The organism is Endozoicomonas sp. 8E (genome assembly GCF_032883915.1).
GTDB lineage: Bacteria > Pseudomonadota > Gammaproteobacteria > Pseudomonadales > Endozoicomonadaceae > Endozoicomonas_A.
The window spans coordinates 5,965,116-5,985,259 of record NZ_CP120717.1; the positions used below are offsets into that span (position 1 = coordinate 5,965,116).

A 20,144-nucleotide genomic window follows, 5' to 3' on the forward strand; every position below is an offset into this window, starting at 1 on the left:
TGTATATCTGAGGCTAGGATAAAATCATTAAGTACTTACTCTGTGCGGCGCCCCTGCTGCTACTTTCTCTGACTGTCGCCTGTCAGGCCGAAACGTTGACCAGACGTTTTATTGTCGAGCTTCAGCAGGATACAGCTTTTTCAAACCAGAGTTTTTCCATAAAGCCAGACCAACGTGCGCTGTCCGATAACCCGTCAGATATTGCCAACAAAAACGGCTTTAAAAGACCAGATTTACCCTCTGATTATAAACGACAGAGTTTTTTTTAGTTACGAAGTAAAAACAACCCTTATTGTGTCGATTTCCTGGCAGTTGCTTTATGCCACGAATTTGCTGGTTGCTTACGAACTGACCATGACCAACAAAGCCCACCCTCTGGGTGCTACCTCTTATTCATGGCTCCCCGTAGAAGGAATTGTCACTGTCGGCTGGCTTTTGAAAAGCTATTGGAACCCCGACTCACCACTGTTTAAACCGATTGAACAATCAGAAATGAGATTGACACAGGGGAATCAGCCTTTTGCAATCACTACTATGATGCACGGCTCCGGATATGACCAACAACAACCACAACAACAACCACTACAACAAAGCCAGCCACCAGATTCATCTGGCCAACAAGCTCCACAAGTCACGAGCCAACAAACAGGCGCTTTCACCAAACCTCTGTTTTCTGGCTCCGGTGACGGCTACGGAGACCCTCATCAAAACGCACACACTCTGGGTTTAGATTGTTCCGTCCCCCCCTGTCATGGCGTTTGTAAATACCGATCATCTTCCGAAAACATGGGGCCAGCTGAAAGGTCGCTGAATTCTGAAGAAAGTCTGGCTAGCCGTACAAGAGCAACACCCGAAAAAAACTCATGTCCCCATAATTGTCAATGCTATCGTTGCACCTGGCATTCTGATCCTGCAAATGAAACATCAAATGATCCCTTTGCCATTCAACTCCAATGCACTTCTGGCCAACTGGCACACGGCATTGATGACAACCCGGTCAATACAACCGCCCCTGCAAAGCAAATCGCCTGTAACCTGAAAATGGTCGATAAGGATGGCCAGCTACGGAATTGCGAGAAAGTCTACAAGAGTGCTCAATCCCTTTTGAATCACAGAAGAGCATACCACTCCGGTAAAAAAACCTGTCTTGCGCCCGTGGTCGGGAAGGATGGCCGGCTGCGACCATGCGGGGAGGTCCGGAAAAATGCCGTTGCCCTGTCGTATCACAGAAGAACGGCGCACACCGGGCAACAAACCTGTAACGTCATAATGGTCACAGAGGATGGCCAGGAACGGCCATGCGGAAAGGTCTGCATGAATGCCAGCACCCTGTCGTATCACAGAAGAACGGCGCACACCGGGCAACAAACCTGTGAAGTAATCGTGGTCGGCAAGGATGGTAAACCGCAACCATGCGGGAAGGTCTGCAAAAATGCCAGTGCCCTGTCGAAGCACAAAGGAAGTGCGCACACGGAGCAAAGAAACTGTGACGTGACCGTGGTCGAAGAGGATGGCAAGCAGCGACCTTGCGGAATGGTCTGCAAGAGCGCCAAAGCCCTGTCGTCTCACAAGCTTGGATACCACAGCGGGCAAAAAATCTGTGAAATAATCGTGGTCGACAAGGATGGTAAACCGCAACCATGCGGGAGGGTCTGCAAGAATGCCTATATCCTGTCGAATCACAAAAATAGGGCCCACACCAGGCAAAGAACCTGTGATCTGACCGTGGTCGGCAAGGATGGAAAACCGCAACCATGCGGGAGGGTCTGCAAGAATGCCTATATCCTTTCGAAGCACAAAAATAACGCCCACACCGGGCAAAAAACCTGTGACCTGACCGTGGTCGAAGAGGATGGCCGACAGCGACCTTGCACAACGGTCTGCAAGAGCGCCATGGCTCTGTCATCTCACAAGCTTGGATGCCACAGCGGGCAAAAAACCTGCGAAGTCATCGTGGCCGACAAGGATGGTAAACCGACACCATGCGGGAGGGTCTGCAAGAATGCCTATATCCTCTCAGATCACAAAAAAAGGCAACACAGCGGGCAAAAAACCTGCGATGTGATCGTGGCCGATAAGGATGGCCAGCAGCGGCCATGCGGGAAGGTCTGCAAGAATGTCAGCGCTCTACACTATCACAAAACAAGCGCTCATACCGGGCAACGAACCTGTGACGTCATAATGGTCACAGAGGATGGCCAGCAGCGGCTATGTGGAAAGGTTTACAAGAGTATATATACCCTGTCTGTGCACAAAAGAATACATCGAAAACGCAAGCCTGTTGATGCGGACCAGAAAGACGGTCTCAGCCCTCTTTAAGGTAATGTGAATAAGCAACCACTTTTAACAGAAGGTTTTTGACAGAAAAACACACTTACTTTCTTGATCTATCCTTCCTCTCTGTATATCTGGAGGCAAGGATAACATCATTAAATACTCACTCTTTGCGGCACCTCTGCTGCTACTTTCGCTGACTGTCGCCTGCCAGGCCGAAACGTTGACCAGACGTTTTATTGTCGAGCTTCAGCAGGATGCAGTTTTTTCAAACCAGAGTTTTTCTATAAAAACAGACCAACGTTCACTGTCGGATAACCCGTCAGATATTGCTGACAAAAACGGCTTTAAAAGACCAAATTTAGCCTCTGATTATAAACGACAGAGTTTTTTTAGTTACAAAGAAAAAACAACCCTCATTGAGTCGATTTCCTGGCAGTTGCTTTACGCCACGAATTTGCTGGTTGCCTTCGAACTGATCATGACCAGCAAAGCCCCTCCTCTGGGTGCTACCTCTTATTCATGGTTAGCGATAGAAGGGATTGTCACTGTCGGCTGGCTTTTGAAAAGCTATTGGAACCCCGACTCAGAACTGCTTAAACCGATTGAACAATCAGTAATGAGGTTGACACAGAGGAACCAGCCTTTTGCAATAACTACTATGATGCACGGTTCCGGCTATGACCAACAACGACCACAACAACAAAGCCAGTCACCAGAACCATCTGGCCAGCAAGCCCCCAGCCAGCCAACAAGCGCTTTCACCAACCCTCTGTCTTCTGGCTCCGGTGATGGCCATGGAGATCCTCAACGAAACGCACATACTTTAGGTTTAGATTGTTTCGTCCAGCCCTGTCATGGCGTTTGTAAATTCCGATCATCTTCCGAAAACATGGAGCCAGCTGAAAGGTCGCTGAATTCTGAGGAAAGTCTGGCTAGTCGAACAGGAGCAACATCCGTACAAAACTCATGTCCCCATAATTGTCAATGCTATCGTTGCAACTGGCATTCTGATCCTGCAAATGAAACATCAAATGATCCCTTTGCCATTCAACTCCAATGCACTTCTGGCCAACTATTTCAGGTACACGGCATTGATGACAACCCGGTCAATACAACCGCCCCTGCAGAGCAAGTCAACTGTAACCTGACAATAGTAGATAAGGATGGCCAGCTACGGAATTGCGAGAAAGTCTACAAAAGTGCTCAATCCCTTTTGAAGCACCAAAAAAGAGTCCACAGCGGCAAAAAAACCTGTCTTGTGCCTGTGGTCGGAAACGATGGTCAGCTGCGACCATGCGGGGAGGTCCGGAAAAATACCGTTGTCCTGTCTTATCACAGAATAACAGCGCACACCGGGCAACAAACCTGTGAAGTCATAATGGTCACAGAGGATGGTCAGGAACGGCCATGTGGAAAGGTCTGCATGAATGCCAGAGCCCTGTCGGATCACAAAAAAAGTGCCCACACCGGGCAAAGAACCTGTGATGTCACCGTGGTCGGGGAGGATGGTCTGCAGCGGCCATGCGGGAAACTCTGCAAGAGTTCTCAATCTCTCTCGTGTCATAAATTCAGACAACACAACGGAAATAAAACCTGTGACGTGAACATAGTCTCAGAGGATGGCCAGCAACGACCTTGCGGAACAGTCTGCAAGAATGTCTGCGCTCTAAGGTATCACAAAAAAACCACTCACTCCGGGCAAGAAACCTGTGACGTTATGATGGTCAGGGAGGATGGCCGACGACAGCCATGTGGAAAGGTTTGCAAGAATGCCCGTAGCCTGTCAGATCACAAAAAAAGAAATCACAGCGGGCAAAAAGCCTGTGATGTGATCGTGACCGATGAGGATGGCCATCAGCGGCCATGTGGGAAGGTCTGCAAGAGTGTCGGCATTCTGCAGGAGCACAAAAGAAGAGCTCACACCGAGCAACAAACCTGTGACGTTATGATGTTTGGGGAGGATGGCCAGCGACGGCCATGCGGAAAGGTTTTCAAGAAGAGCCGGGATCTTGGTAATCACAAAAGAAGAACCCACACCGGGCAACAAACCTGCGACGTTATAATACTCGAAGAGGACAGCCAGCCACGACGCTGTGGAACGATCTGCAGGAGTGCCGATGAGCTGTCGAAACACAAAAGAAGAGAGCACTCCGGGCGACAAGCCTGTGACGTCAAAATAGTCACAGAGGATGGCCAACGGCGACAATGCGGGAAGGTCTACAAGAATAAGCATGTCCTCTGGAATCACAAAAAAAAAGGTCACATCGCGCAACCAATCTGTGACTTCATAATGGTCGGGGAGGATGGTCAAACATACCCATGTGGAAAAGTCTGCAGGAGCACTAAAAGACTGTACATTCATAAAAGAAGCGTCCACATCGTGCAAAGAACCTGTGATGTGATCGTGGCCGATGAGGATGGCCAGCAGCGGCCATGCGGGACTCTCTGCAAGAATTATAAAAAGTTGTCGGTCCACAAAAGAAGCTTCCACACCCCAGAACAAAACTGTGATACGACCGTGATCGGGGAGAATGGCCAACCTCGCCCATGCGGAAAAGTCTGCAAGAGTGTTCGAGCCCTGTCATGTCACAAAAGCAGATACCACACCGGGCAAAAAACCTGCAACGCTATATTGGTCGGCGAGGATGACCAGCAAAGGCCGTGCGGGAGGGTCTGCAAGAATAGCCAGGTCCTGTCGGATCACAAAAGAAGCACCCACACCGCGCAAAAAACCTGTGATGTGACCTTGGTCGGGGAGGATGGTCAGCCGCAGCCATGTGGAAAGGTTTTCAAGAATATATATACCCTGTCTAAGCACAAAAGAATGCATCGAAAACGTAAGCTTGTTGGTGCGGACCAAAGTATGATGGTCGGGGGAGATGGCGAGCGACGGCCATGCGGAACAGTTTGCAAGAATAGCCCATCCCTTTGTAATCACAAGAGAAGTACCCACACCGGGCGACAAACCTGCAAGGTTATAATACTCGGGGAGGACAGCCAGCCACGAGCATGTGAAAAAGTCTGCAAGAATGCTCGAGCCCTAATATGTCACAAAAGCAAATACCACACCGGGCAACAAACCTGCAAAGCTATAATGATCGACGAGAAGGACGAGCAACGGCCGTGCGGGAAGGTCTTCAAGAATAGTCAGGCACTCTCGAGTCACAAAAGACGCCACCACACCGGGCAACAAACCTGTGATGTGACCCTGGTCGGGGAGGATGGTCAGCCGCGGCTATGTGGTAAGGTTTACAAGAATGCAATTACCCTGTATCAGCACAAAAGAATACATCGAAAACGCAAGCCTGTTGATACGGACCAGAAAGACGGTCTCAACCCTCCATGAGGTAATGTGAATAAGTAATGACCTTTAGCAGAAGGTTTTTGACAGAAAAACACGCCTGCTTTCTTGATCTATCTTTCCTCTCTGTGCGTCTGGAAGCAAGGATAAAATCATTAAATACTCACTCTTTGCGGCACCTCTGCTGCTACTTTCCCTGACTGTCGCCTGTCAGGCCGAAACGTTGACCAGACGTTTTATTGTCGAGCTTCAGCAGGATGCAGTTTTTTCAAACCAGAGTTTTTCTATAAAAACAGACCAACGTTCACTGTCGGATAACCCGTCAGATATTGCTGACAAAAACGGCTTTAAAAGACCAGATTTAGTCTCTGATTATAAACGACAGAGTTTTTTTAGTTACAAAGAAAAAACAACCCTCATTGAGTCGATTTCCTGGCAGTTGCTTTACGCCACGAATTTGCTGGTTGCCTTCGAACTGATCATGACCAGCAAAGCCCCTCCTCTGGGTGCTACCTCTTATTCATGGCTACCGATAGAAGGGATTGTCACTGTCGGCTGGCTTTTGAAAAGCTATTGGAACCCCGACTCACTACTGTTTAAACCGATTGAACAATCAGAAATGAGGTTGACACAGGGGAGTCAACCCTTTGCGATCACTGCTATGATGCACGGCTCCGGAGATGACCAACAACAACCACAACAACAAAGCCAGACACCAGAGTCATCTGGCCAGCATGCCCTCAGCCAGCCAACAGGCGCTTTCACCAGCCCTCTCTATTCTGGCTCCGGTGATGGCCATGGAGACCCTCAACGAAACGCACATACTTTAGGTTTAGATTGTTTCGTCCACCCCTGTCATGGCGTTTGTAAATTCCGATCATCTTCCGAAAACATGGGGCCAGCTGAAAGGTCGCTGAATTCTGAAGAAAGTCGGGCTAGCCGTACAGGAGCAACATCCGGACAAAACTCATGTCCCCATAATTGTCAGTGCTATCGTTGCACCTGGCATTCTGATCCTGCAAATGAAACATCAAATGATCCCTTTGCCATTCAACTCCAATGCACTTCTGGCCAACTGGTACATGGCATTGATGATAACCCGGTCAATACAACCGCCCCTGCAGAGCAAATCGCCTGTAACCTGAAAATGGTCGATAAGGATGGCCAGCTACGGAATTGCGAGAAAGTTTACAAGAGTGCTCAATCCCTTTTGAATCACAGAAGAGCATACCACACCGGTAAAAAAACCTGTCTCGCGCCCGTGGTCGGGAAGGATGGCCGACTGCGACCATGCGGGGAGGTCCGGAAAAATGCCGTTGCCCTGTCGTATCACAAAAGAACAGCGCACACCGGGCAACAAACCTGTAACGTCATGATAGTCACAGAGGATGGTCAGGAACGGCCATGCGGAAAGGTCTGCATAAATGCCAGCGCCCTGTCGGATCACAAAAAAAACGCCCACAGCGAGCAAAAAGCCTGTGAAGTCATCGTGATCGGCAAGGATGGTAAACCGCAACCATGCGGGAAGGTCTGCAAAAATGCCAGAGCCCTGTCGAATCACAAAAGAGACACCCACAGCGGGAAAAAAGCCTGTGAAGTCATCGTGGTCGGCAAGGACGGTAAACCGCAACCATGCGGGAAGGCCTGCAAAAATGCCAGTGCCCTGTCGAAGCACAAAGGAAGTGCGCACACGGAGCAAAAAAACTGTGACGTGACCGTGATCGAAGAGGATGGCAAGCAGCGACCTTGCGGAACGGTCTGCAAGAGCGCCAAAGCCCTGTCGTCTCACAAGCTTGGATGCCACAGCGGGCAAAAAACCTGTGAAGTCATCGTGGTCGGCAAGGATGGTAGACCGCAACCATGCGGGAGGGTCTGCAAGAATGCCTATATCCTGTCGAATCACAAAAATAGCACCCACACCGGGCAAAGAACCTGTGATCTGACGGTGGTCAGCGAGGATGGTCAACCGCAGCCATGCGGGAGACTCTTCAAGAGTGCTCAATCTCTCGCGTGTCACAAATTGAGACACCACAGCGGGCAAAAAACCTGTGACCTGATCATGGTCGAAGAGGATGGCCAACAGCGACCTTGCGGAGCTGTCTGCAAGAACGCCAGAGCCTGGTCGTCTCACAAGCTTGGATACCACAGCGGGCAAAAAGCCTGTGAAGTCATCGTGGTCGGCAAGGATGGTAAGCCGCAACCGTGCGGGAAGGTCTGCAAAAATGCCAGTGCCCTGTCGAAGCACAAAGGAAGGGCGCACACGGAGCAAAAAAACTGTGACGTGACCGTGGTCGAAGAGGATGGCAAGCAGCGACCTTGCGGAAGGGTCTGCAAGAGCGCCAAAGCCCTGTCGTCTCACAAGCTTGGATACCACAGCGGGCAAAAAACCTGCGAAGTCATCGTGGTCGGCAAGGATGGTAAACCGCAACCATGCGGGAGGGTCTGCAAGAATGCCTATATCCTGTCGAAGCACAAAAATAACGCCCACACCGGGCAAAAAAACTGTGACCTGACCGTGGTCGAAGAGGATGGCCGACAGCGACCTTGCGGAACGGTCTGCAAGAGCGCCATAGCTCTGTCGTCTCACAAGCTTGGATACCACAGCGGGCAAATGACCTGTGAAGTCATCGTGGTCGGCAAGGATGGTAAACCGCAACCATGCGGGAGGGTCTGCAAGACTGCCTATACCCTGTCAGATCACAAAAAAAGACAACACAGCGGGCAAAAAACCTGCGATGTGATCGTGGCCGATAAGGATGGCCAGCAGCGGCTATGTGGAAAGGTTTACAAGAATATATATACCCTGTCTGTGCACAAAAGAATACATCGAAAACGCAAGCTTGTTGATGCGGACCAGAAAGACGGTCTCAGCCCTCTTTAAGGTAATGTGAATAAGTAACCACCTTTAACAGAAGGTTTTTGACAGAAAAACACGCTTACTTTCTTGATCTATCCTTCCTCTCTGTATATCTGGAGGCGAGGATAAAATCATTAAATACTCAGTCTGTACGGCACCCCTGCTGCTACTTTCCCTGACTCTCGCCTGCCAGGCCGAAACGTTGACCAGACGTTTTATTGTCGAACCTCAGCAGGATGCTGTTTTTTCAAACCGGAGTTTTTCTATAAAAACAGACAAATGTTTACTGTCGTATAAACCGTCAGGTATTGCCAACAAAAACGGCTTCAAAAGACCAGATTTACCCTCTGATGATAAGCGACAAAGATTTTTCAGTTACGAAGTAAAAACAACCCTCATTGAATCGATCTCATGGCATGTGCTTTACGCCACAAATTTGCTGGTTGCCTTCGAACTGATCATTACCAGCAAAACCTCCTCTCTGGGTTCCAGTGCCTATTCAAGGCTACCGATAGAAGAGATTGTCACTGTCGGCTGGCTTTTGGAAAGCTATTGGAACCCCGACTCACCGCTGTTTAAACCGACTGAACAAGCAGAGGTGAGGTTGACACAGGGGAGTCAACCCTTTGCGATCGCTGCTATGATGCACGGCTCCGGAGATGACCAACAACAAAGCCAGCTATCGGAGTCATCTGGCCAACAAGCCCCAGAGGCCACCAGCCAACCAGCAAGTGTTTTCACCAGCCCTCTGTCTTCTGGCTCCGGTGACGGCTACCGAGACCCTCAACAACACGTACATACTTTAGGTTTAGATTGTTTCGTCCACCCCTGTCATGGCATTTGTAAATTACGACCACCTTTCGAAAACATGGGGCCAGCCGAAAGGTCGCTGATTTCTGAAGGTAGTCTGGCAAGCCATACAGGAGCAATTGGCATTGTTGACAACCCGGTCAATACAACCGCTCCTGCAGTGCCAGTCCCCTGTAACCTGACAATGCTTGATGAGGATGGTCAGCTTCGGAATTGCGAGAAAGTCTACAAGAGTGTTCAATCCCTTTTGAATCACCAAAGAAAAATCCACACCGGTAAAAAAACCTGTCTTACGACCGTGGTCGGAAACGATGGCCGGTTGCGACCATGCGGGGAGGTCTGGAAAAATGCCGTTGCCCTGTTGCATCACAGAAGAACGGCGCACACGAGTCAACAAACCTGTGACCTCATAATGGTCACAGAGGATGGCCAGGAACGGCCATGCGGAAAGGTCTGCATGAATGCCAGCGCCCTGTCGAGTCACAGAACAAACATCCACACCGGGCAAAGAACCTGTGATGTGACCCTGATCGGGGAGTATGGTCAGCCGCGGCCATGCGGAAAGGTTTGCAACAATACTCAAGCCCTTTATTATCACAAAAGAAGAGAACACACCGGGCGACAAACCTGTGTCGTTATGATGGCTGGGGAGGATGGCGAGCGACGGCCATGCGGAAAGGTATGCAACAATGCCCAAGCCCTTAATAATCACAAAAGAAGAGAACACACCGGACGACAAACCTGTGGCCTTATGATGGTCACAGAGGATGGCCAGCGGCGACCATGCGGGAAGGTCTACAAGAATAGAAAGACCCTCTGGGATCACAAAAAAAATGCCCACACCGGGCAAAAAGCCTGTGATGTGATCCTGGCCGATGAGGATGGCCAACAGCGGCCATGTGGAAAGGTTTACAAGAATGCCAAAGACCTGTCTGTGCACAAAAGAACACATCTCAAACGCAAGCCTGTTGATACGAACCAGAAAGACGGTCTCAGCCCTCCATAAGGTAAAGTGAATAAGCAACGACCTTTAGCAGAAGGTTTTTGACAGAAAAACAAACTTACTTTCTTGACCTATCCTTCCTCTCTGTGTATATAGAGGCAAGGATAAAATCATTAAATACTCACTCTTTGCGGCACCTCTGCTACTTTCGCTGACTGTCGCCTGTCAGGCCGAAACGTTGAAAAGACGTTATATTGTCGAGCTTCAACAGGATGCAGCTTTTTCAAACCAGAGTTTTTCCATAAAGCCAGACCAACGTGCGCTGTCCGATAGCCCGTCAGATATTGCCAACAAAAACGGCTTTAAAAGACCAGATTTACCCTCTGATTATAAACGACAAAGATTTTTCAGTTACGAAGTAAAAACAACTCTGATTGAATCGATCTCATGGCAGTTGCTTTACGCCACGAATTTGCTGGTTGCCTTCGAACTGATCACGACCAGCAAAGCCCCCCCTTTGGGTATTACCTCTTATTCATGGCTACCGATAGAAGGGATTATCACTGTCGGCTGGCTTTTGAAAAGCTATTGGAACTCAGACTCACCGCTGTTTAAACCGACTGAACAAACAGAGGTGAGTTTGACACAGGGGAGTCAACCGTTTGCGATCATTGCTATGATGCACGGCTCCGCATATGACCAACAACAAAGCCAGCTATCAGAGTCATCTGGCCAACAGGCTCCAAAGGCCAACAGCCAACCAGCAAGTGTTTTCACCAGCCCTCTGTCTTATGGCTCCGGTGACGGCTACGGAGACCCTCAACAACACTCGCATACCTTGGGTTTAGATTGTTTCGTCGACCCCTGTCATGGCGTTTGTAAATTCCGATCATCTTCCGAAAACACAGGGCCAGCTGAAGGGGCGCTGAATTCTGGAGAAATTCTGGCAAGCCATACAGGAGCAATACCCGGACAAAACTCATGCCCCCATAATTGTCTCTGCTATCGTTGCATCTGGAATTTTGATCCTGCAAATGAAACATCAAGTGATCCCTTTGGCATTCAACTCCAATGGGCTTCTGACCTACTATTTCAGATACACGGCATTGATGACAACCCGGTCAATACAACCGCCCCTGAGGATACAGTCAGCTGTAACCTGACAATGGTCAATGAGGATGGCCAGCTACAGTATTGCGAGAAAGTCTACAAGAGTGTTCAATCCCTTTCGAATCACCAAAGAAAATTCCACACCGGTAAAAAAGCCTGTCTCGCGCCCGTGGTCGGGAAGGATGACCGGCTGCGACCATGCGGGGAGGTCTGCAAAAATGCCAGTGCCCTGTCGAATCACAAAAGAAGGGCCCACACCGGGCAACAGACCTGCGACGTGACAGTGATCGAAGAGGATGGCCAGCAGCGACCTTGTGGGAAGGTCCGGAAAAATGCCGGAGCCCTATCGAATCACAAGATAAGGGCCCACACCGGGCAACAAACCTGCGACGTGACAGTGATCGAAGAGGATGGCCAGCAGCGACCTTGCACAACGGTCTGCAAGAGCACTATAGCCTTGTCGTCTCAAAAGGTCAGCTGTAACCTGACAATGGTCGATGAGGATGGCCAGCTACGGTATTGCGAGAAAGTCTACAAGAGTGTTCAATCCCTTTCGGATCACCAAAGAAAAGTCCACACCGGTAAAAAAAACTGTCTCGCGCCCGTAGTCGGGAAGGATGGTCGGCTGCGACCATGCGGGAAGGTCTGCAAAAATGCCAGTGCCCTGTCGAATCACAAAAGAAGGACCCACACCGGGCAACAGACCTGTGACGTGACAGTGGTCGAAGAGGATGGCCAGCAGCGACCTTGTGGGAAGGTCTGGAAAAATGCCGGTGCCCTGTCAAATCACAAGATAAGGACCCACACCGGGCAACAAACCTGCGACGTGACAGTGATCGAAGAGGATGGCCAGCAGCGACCTTGCGGAACGGTCTGCAAGAGCTCCAGAGCCTTGTCGTCTCACAAGCGTGGATGCCACAGCGGGCAAAAAACCTGTGAAGTAATCGTGGTCGGCAAGGATGATAAGCCGCAACCATGCGGGAGGGTCTGCAAGAGCGTCATCGCCCTGTCGAGTCACAAAAGAAACGCCCACACCGGGCAAAGAATCTGTGACCTGACCGTGGTCGGGGAGGATGGTCAGGCGCGGCCATGCGGAACACTCTGCAAGAGTGCTCAATCTTTCTCGTGTCATAAATTCAGCCACCACACCGGGGAAAAAATCTGTGACGTGACCGTGGTCGACGAATATGGCCAGCCGAGGTTATGTGGAAAGGTTTACAAGAATGCATGTACCCTGTCTAAGCACAAAAGAGCACATCAAAAACGAAAGCCTGTTGATGCGGACCTGAAAGACGGCCTCAACCCTCCATAAGGTAATGTGAATAAGCAACCACTTTTAGCAAAAGATTTTTGACAGAAAAACACGTTTGCTTTCTTGATCTATCCTTCCTCTCTGTATATCTGGAGGCAAGGATAAAATCATTAAATACTCACTCTTTGCGGCACCTCTGCTGCTACTTTCGCTGACTGTCGCCTGTCAGGCCGAAACGTTGACCAGACGATATATTGTCGAGCTTAAACAGGATGCAGTTTTTTCAAACCAAAGTTTTTCTATAAAGCCAGACCAACGTGTATTGTCGTATAATACGTCGGATATTGCCCACAAAAAAGGCTCTATAAGATCAGATTTACCCTCTGATTATAATCGACAAAAATTTTTCAGTTACGAAGTAAAAACAACCCTCATTGAGTCGATTTCCTGGCAGTTGCTTTACGCCACGAATTTGCTGGTTGCCTTCGAACTGATTATGACCAGCAAAGCCCCACCTCTGGGTGCTACCTCTTATTCATGGCTACCGGTAGAAGGGGTTGTCACTGCCGGCTGGCTTTTGAAAAGCTATTGGAACCCCGACTCAGAGCTGCTTAAACCGATTGAACAATCAGAAATGAGGTTGATACTGGGGAATCAGCCCTTTGCGATCACTACTATGATGCACGGCTCCGGATATGGCCAACAACAAAGCCAGCTACCAGAGTCATCTGGCCAACAGGCCCCACCAGCCACCAGCCACCAGCCAACAAGCGCTTTCACCAGCCCTCTGCATTCTGGCTCCGGTGACGGCTACGGAGACCCTCAACAAAACGCACATACTTTAGGTTTAGATTGTTTCGTCCCCCCTTGTCATGGCGTTTGTAAGTTCCGATCATCATCTGAAAACATGGAGCCCGCTGAAAGGTCGCTGAATTCTGAAGAAAGTCTGGCGAGCCCTGCAGGAGCAGCACCCGGACAAAGCTCATGCCCCCATAATTGTCTCTGCTATCGTTGCATCAAACATTCTGATCCTGCAAATGAGACATCACATAATCCCTTTGCCATTCAACTCCAATGCGCTTCTGGCCAAGTATTTCAGATACATGACATTGATGACAATCCGGTCAATACAACCGCTCCTGCAGTGCCAGCCCCCTGTAACCTGAAAATCGTCGATCAGCATGGCCAGCTGCACAATTGCGAGAAAGTCTACAAGAGTGTTCAATCCCTTTTGAATCACCAAAGAAAAATCCACACCGGCCAAAAAACCTGTCTCGCGCCCGTGGTCGGGAAGGATGGCCGACTGCGACCATGCGGGAAGGTCTGGAAAAATGCCGGTGCCCTGTCGAGTCACAAAAAAAAGACCCATACCGGGCAACAAATCTGTGCAGTCATAATGGTCACAGAGGATGGTCAGGAACGGCCATGCGGAAAGGTCTGCGTGAATGCCATCGCCCTGTCGAGCCACAAAAAAAGCGCCCACTCCGGACAAAGAACCTGTGATATGGCCGTGGTCGCAGAGGATGGTCAGCCGCGGCCATGCGGGAAACTCTGCAAAAGTGCTCAATCTCTCTCGTGCCATAAATTCAGACAACACACCGGGAAAAAAACCTGTGACGTAACCGTGGTCGGAGAGGATGGTAAACTGCAACCATGCGGGAGAGTCTGCAAGAGCGCCAAAACCCTGTCGTCTCACAAGCTTGGATGCCACAGCGGGAAAAAAACCTGTGACCTGACCCTGGTCGGAGAGGATGGCCAGCAGCGGCCATGCGGGAAGGTCTGCGTGAATGTCAGGGCTCTAAAGTATCACAAAACAAGTGCTCACACCGGGCAACAAACCTGTAGCGTAATGATGGTCGGGAAGAATGGCGAGCAATGGCCATGCGGTAAGGTTTGCAAGAATAGCCAGGCCCTTTATGTTCACAAAAGAATTCCCCACACTGGGCAACAAACCTGTGACGTCAAAATGGTCGGGGAGGATGGCCAACAGTGGCTATGTGGAAAGGTTTACAAGAATGTCAAAGCCCTGTCTGTGCACAAAAGAATACATCGCAAACGCAAGCCTGTCGATGCGAAACAGAAAGACGGTCTCAGCCCTCAAGTGAATAAGTGACGACCTTTAGCAGAAGATTTTTGACAGAAAAAACACGCTTACTTTCTTGATCTATCCTTCCTCTCTGTAGATCTGGAGGCAAGGATAAAATCATTAAATACTCACTCTTTGCAGCACCTCTGCTGCTACTTTCGCTGACCGTTGCCTGTCAGGCCGATACGTTGACCAGACGTTATATTGTCGAGCTTAAACAGGATGCAGTTTTTTCAAACCAGAGTTTTTCTATAAAGCCAGACCAACGTGCACTGTCGGTTAATCGATCGGATATTGCCGACAAAAACGGCTCTATAAGATCAGATTTACCCTCTGATTATAATCGACAAAGATTGTTCAGTTACGAAGTAAAAACAACCCTCATTGATTCGGTTTCCTGGCAGCTGCTTTACGCCACGAATTTGCTGGTTGCCTTCGAACTGATCATGACCAGCAAAGCCCCCCCTCTGGGTGCTACCTCTTGTTCATGGCTACCGGTAGAAGGGATTGTCACTGCCGGCTGGCTTTTGAAAAGCTATTGGAACCCCGACTCACCGCTGTTTAAACCGACTGAACAAGCAGAGGTGAGGTTGACACAGGGGAGTCAACCCTTTGCGATCACTACTATGATGCACGGCTCCGGATATGACCAGCAACAAAGCCAGCTACCAGAGTCATCTGGCCAACAGGCCCCACCAGCCATCAGCCACCAGCCAACAAGCGCTTTCACCAGCCCTCTGCATTCTGGCTCCGGTGACGGCTACGGAGACCCTCAACAAAACGCACATACTTTAGGCTTAGATTGTTTCGTCCACCCCTGTCATGGCGTTTGTAAGTTCCGATCTTCATCTGAAAACATGGAGCCCGCTGCATGGTCGCTGAATTCTGAAGAAAGTCTGGCAAGCCCTGCAGGAGCAACACCCGGACAAAACTCATGCCCCCATAATTGTCTCTGCTATCGTTGCATCAGACATTCTGATCCTGCAAATGAGACATCACATAATCCCTTTGCCATTCAACTCCAATGCGCTTCTGGCCAGGTATTTCAGGTACATGACATTGATGAGAATCCGGTCAATACAACCGCTCCTGCAGTGCCAGTCCCCTGTAACCTGAAAATCGTCGATAAGCATGGCCAGCCGCGCAATTGCGAGAAAGTCTACAAGAATACTCAATCCCTTTTGAATCACAAAAGAAAAGTCCACACCGGTAAAAAAACCTGTTTCTCGCCCGTGGTCGGGAAGGATGGCCAGCTGCGACCATGCGGAGAGATCTGGAAAAATGCCCTTGCCCTGTCGAATCACAGAAGAAAGGTGCACAGCGGGCAACAAACCTGTAACGTCATAATGGTCATAGAAGATGGTCAGGAACGGCCATGCGGAAAGATCTGCATGAATGCCAATGCTCTGTCGAGTCACAAAAAAGGTGCCCACACAGGGCAAAGAGCCTGTGATGTGACCGTGGTCGCAGAGAATGGCCAGCAACGGCCTTGCGCAAAGGTCTGCAAAAGCGCCAGAGCCTTGTCGACTCACAAGCTTGGATACCACAGCGGGCAAAAAACCTGTGAAGTAATCCTGGTCGGCAAGGATGGTAAACAGCAACCATGCGGGAGGGTCTGCAAGAATGCCAGCGCCCTGTCGAGTCACAAAAAAAACGCCCACACCGGGCAAAGAACCTGTAATGTGACCGTGGTCGGGAAGGATGGTCAGCTGCGGCCATGCGGGAAACTCTGCAAGAGCACTCAATCTCTCTATTCTCATAAGTTCAATCAACACAGCGGGCAAAAAACCTGTGACGTAACCCTGGTCGTAGAGGATGGCCAGCAGCAACCTTGCGGAACGGCCTGCAAGAGCGCCAGAGCCTTGTCGGCTCACAAGCTTGGATGCCACAGCGGGCAAAAAATCTGTGAAGTAATCGTGATCGGCAAGGATGGTAAACCGCAGCCATGCGGGAGGGTCTGCATGAATGCCAATGCTCTGTCGAGTCACAAAAAAGCTGCCCACACAGGGCAAAGAGCCTGTGATGTGACCGTGGTCGCAGAGGATGGTCAGCCGCGGCCATGTGGGACAATCTGCAAGAGTGCTCAACTTCTCTCGTCTCATAAATTCGATCAACACAGCGGGCAAAAAACCTGTGACTTAACCGTGGTCGGAGAGGATAGCCAGCAGCGACCTTGCGGAACCGCCTGCAAGAGCGCCAGAGCCTTGTCGTCTCACAAGCTTGGATGCCACAGCGGGCAAAAAACCTGCAATATGCTCGTTGCCGATGAGGATGGCCAGCAGCGGCCATGCGGGAAGGTCTGTATGAATATCAACGCTCTGCGGTATCACAAAAAAAGCGCTCACACCGAGCAACGAACCTGTAACGTTATGATGGTCGGTGAGGATGGCCAGCAGCGGCCATGCGGGAAAGTCTGTATGAATATCAACACTCTACGGTATCACAAAAAAATCACTCACACCGGGCAACAAACCTGTAGCGTTATGATGATCGGGGAGGATGGCGAGCAACGACCATGCGGTAAGGTTTGCAAGAATAGCCAGGCCCTTTATGATCACAAAAGAATTCCCCACACTGGGCAACAAGCCTGTGGCGTCAAAATGGTCGGGGAGGATGGCCAGCAGTGGCTATGTGGAAAGGTTTACAAGAATGCCAAAGCCCTGTCTGTACACAAAAGAATACATCGCAAACGCAAGCCTGTCGATGCGAAAGAGAAAGACGGTCTCAGCCCTCCAGTGAATAAATGACGACCTTTAGCAGAAGATTTTTGACAGGAAAACACGTTTACTTTCTTGATCTATCCTTCCTCTCTGTACATCTGGAGACAAGGATAAAATCATTAAATATTCACTCTTTGCGGCACCTCTGCTGCTACTTTCGCTGACTGTCTCCTGCCAGGCCGAAACGTTGACCAGACGTTTTATTGTTGAGCTTCAACAGGATGCCGTTTTTTCAAACCAGAGTTTTTCTATAAAGCCAGACAAACGCTCACTGTCGCATAATATGTCAGGTATTGCCGACAAAAACGGCTTTATAAGATCATATTTACACTCTGATTATAAACGACAGTTTTTTTTCAGTTACGAAGTAAAAACAACCCTCATTGAGTCGATTTCCTGGCAGTTACTTTACACCACGAATTTGCTGGTTGCCTTCGAACTGATCATGACCAGCAAAGCCCCTCCTCTGGGTGCTACCTCTTATTCATGGCTACCGATAGAAGGGATTGTCACTGTCGGCTGGCTTTTGAAAAGCTATTGGAACCCCGACTCACCGCTGTTTAAATCGACTGAACAAACAGAGGTGAGGTTGACACAGGGGAGTCAACCCTTTGCGATCACTGCTATGATGCACGACCCCGGAGATGACCAACAACAACCACAACAACAAAGCCAGCTACCAGAGTCATCTGGCCAACAACCCCCACAGGCTACCAATCAACCAACAAGTACTTTCGCCAGCTCTCTGTATTCTGGCTCCGGTGACGGCTACGGTGACCCCCAACAACACTCACACACTTTGGGTTTAGATTGTTTCGTCCACCCCTGTTATGGCGTTTGTAAATTCCGATCACACTCTGATTCAGCAAATGAAAGGTCAAATGATCCCTTTACTATTCAACTTCAGGTGCATGGCATTAATGACAACCCGGTCAATACAACCGCTCCTGCAGTGCCAGTCAACTGTAACCTGACAATGGTCGATGAGGATGGCCAGCCTCGGAATTGCGAGGGAGTCTACAAGAGCGTTCAATCCCTTTTGAATCATCAAAGAAAAGTCCACTCCGTTAAAAAAACCTGTCTCGCGCCCGTGGTCGGGGAGGGTGGTGTACAACGGCCATGCGGGAAGGTCTGCAAGAATGCCAGAGCCTTGTCGTCTCACAAGTTTGGACTCCACAGTGGGCAAAAAACCTGTGACGTAACCCTGGTCACAGAGGACGGCCAGCAGCGAACTTGCGGAACGGTCTGCAAGAATGTCGACGCTCTACGGTATCACAAAAAAAGCACTCACACCGGGCAACAAACCTGTGACGTTATGATGTTTCGGGAGGATGGCCAGCAACGACCTTGCGGAACGGTCTGCAAGAGCACCAGAGCCTTGTCGGCTCACAAGCTTGGATGCCACAGTGGGCAAAAAACCTGTGACGTAATTGTGGTCGGTAAGGATGGTAAAGCGCAACCATGCAGGAGGACCTGCAAAAATGCCGGCGCCCTGTCGTATCACAAAAGAAGCGCCCACACACGGCAAAGAACCTGTGATGTGACCGTGGTCGGAGAGGATGATCAGACGCGGCCATGCGGGACACTCTGCAAGAGTGCTCAACTTCTCGCGGGTCATAAATTCGATCACCACACCGGGCAAAGAACCTGTGATGTGACCGTGGTCGCGGAGGATAGCCAGCAGCGACCTTGCGGAGCGACCTGCAAGAGCGCCAGAGCCTTGTCGGCTCACAAGCTTGGATTCCACAGCGGGCAAAAAACCTGCAATATGCTCGTTGCCGATGAGGATGGCCAACAGCGGCCATGCGGGAAGGTCTGCATGAATGTCAACGCCCTGAAGTATCACAAAAGAAGCGCTCACACAGAGCAACGAATCTGTAACGATATGGTGGTCGAGGAGAGTGGCCTAAAACGACCATGCGGGATTCTGTGCAAAAATTCCAAAGCCCTGTCAGATCACAAAAGCAGATACCACTCCAGACAACAAACCTGTATAGTAACCGAGACTGGGGAAAATGGCCAACCTCGGGCATGCGGCAAGGTCTTCAAGAATGTCAGTGCTCTATGGTATCACAAAAAAAGCACCCACACCGGGCAACAAACCTGTGACGTTATGATGGTTGGAGAGGATGGCGAGCGACAGCTGTGCGGAAAGGTTTGCAAGAATAGCAAGGTCCTTTATCATCACAAAAGAATTACCCACACCGAACGACAAACCTGTGACGTCATAATGGTCTCAGAGGATGGCCAGCGTTGGCCATGTGGAAAGGTTTACAAGAATACCAAAGCCCTGTCTGCGCACAAAAGAGTACATCGCAAACGCAAGCCTGTCGATGCGAAAGAGAAAGACGGTCTCAGCTCTCCAGTGAATAAGTGACGACCTTTAGCAGAAGGTTTTTGACAGAAAAGATTGCCACTGTCGGCTGGCTTTTGAAAAGCTATTGGAACCCCGACTCAGCGCTGTTTAAACCGACTGGACAAACAGAGGTGAGGTTGACACAGGGGAGTCAACCCTTTGCGATCACTGCTATGATGCATGGCTCCGGAGATGAGCAACAACAAAACCAGCCATCAGAATCATCTGGCCAACAAGCTCCACAGGCCATCAGTCAACCAACAAGTGCTTTCACCAGCCCTCTGTATTCTGGCTCCGGTGACGGCTACGAAGACCCTCAACAACACTCACACACTTTGGCTTTAGATTGTTTCGTTCACCCCTGTCACGGCGTTTGTAAATTCCGACCATCTTCCGAAAACATGGGGCCAACTGAAAGGGCCTGAATTCTAA

General features: G+C 49.9%; 9 protein-coding genes. All 9 read left to right on the forward strand.

The window, feature by feature from the left end; translation table 11 throughout:
- The first annotated feature begins 174 nt into the window (after positions 1-174).
- The 9 genes from P6910_RS20860 to P6910_RS20900 all read left to right on the forward strand — a co-directional run bounded on the left by P6910_RS20860 (position 175) and on the right by P6910_RS20900 (position 20,137).
- Complete coding sequence (locus tag P6910_RS20860; RefSeq protein ID WP_317143181.1) at positions 175-2,319, forward strand: hypothetical protein; 2,145 nt, start codon at positions 175-177, stop codon at positions 2,317-2,319.
- Between the two features lie 178 nt (positions 2,320-2,497).
- Positions 2,498-5,623, forward strand: a complete 3,126-nt coding sequence (locus P6910_RS20865; protein ID WP_317143182.1) for a hypothetical protein — start codon at positions 2,498-2,500, stop codon at positions 5,621-5,623.
- A gap of 178 nt (positions 5,624-5,801) precedes the next feature.
- Entirely contained in the window at positions 5,802-8,459 is a 2,658-nt protein-coding gene (locus P6910_RS20870) for a hypothetical protein (RefSeq protein ID WP_317143183.1), read from the forward strand.
- Between the two features lie 178 nt (positions 8,460-8,637).
- The gene (locus P6910_RS20875) at positions 8,638-10,251 is read left to right on the forward strand and encodes a hypothetical protein (RefSeq protein ID WP_317143184.1); all 1,614 of its coding nucleotides are present in this window, start codon (positions 8,638-8,640) and stop codon (positions 10,249-10,251) included.
- Positions 10,252-10,426: 175 nt separating this feature from the next.
- Complete coding sequence (locus tag P6910_RS20880; RefSeq protein WP_317143185.1) at positions 10,427-12,610, forward strand: hypothetical protein; 2,184 nt, start codon at positions 10,427-10,429, stop codon at positions 12,608-12,610.
- Positions 12,611-12,788: 178 nt separating this feature from the next.
- Positions 12,789-14,663, forward strand: coding sequence for a hypothetical protein (locus P6910_RS20885; protein WP_317143186.1), 1,875 nt, complete (start codon positions 12,789-12,791; stop codon positions 14,661-14,663).
- Positions 14,664-14,824: 161 nt separating this feature from the next.
- Positions 14,825-17,383, forward strand: a complete 2,559-nt coding sequence (locus P6910_RS20890; protein WP_317143187.1) for a hypothetical protein — start codon at positions 14,825-14,827, stop codon at positions 17,381-17,383.
- A 160-nt stretch (positions 17,384-17,543) separates the two neighbouring features.
- Positions 17,544-19,733, forward strand: coding sequence for a hypothetical protein (locus tag P6910_RS20895; RefSeq protein ID WP_317143188.1), 2,190 nt, complete (start codon positions 17,544-17,546; stop codon positions 19,731-19,733).
- A 20-nt stretch (positions 19,734-19,753) separates the two neighbouring features.
- On the forward strand, positions 19,754-20,137 hold the full coding sequence (locus P6910_RS20900) for a hypothetical protein (RefSeq protein ID WP_317143189.1): 384 nt from the start codon (positions 19,754-19,756) through the stop codon (positions 20,135-20,137).
- Positions 20,138-20,144: the final 7 nt, after the last annotated feature.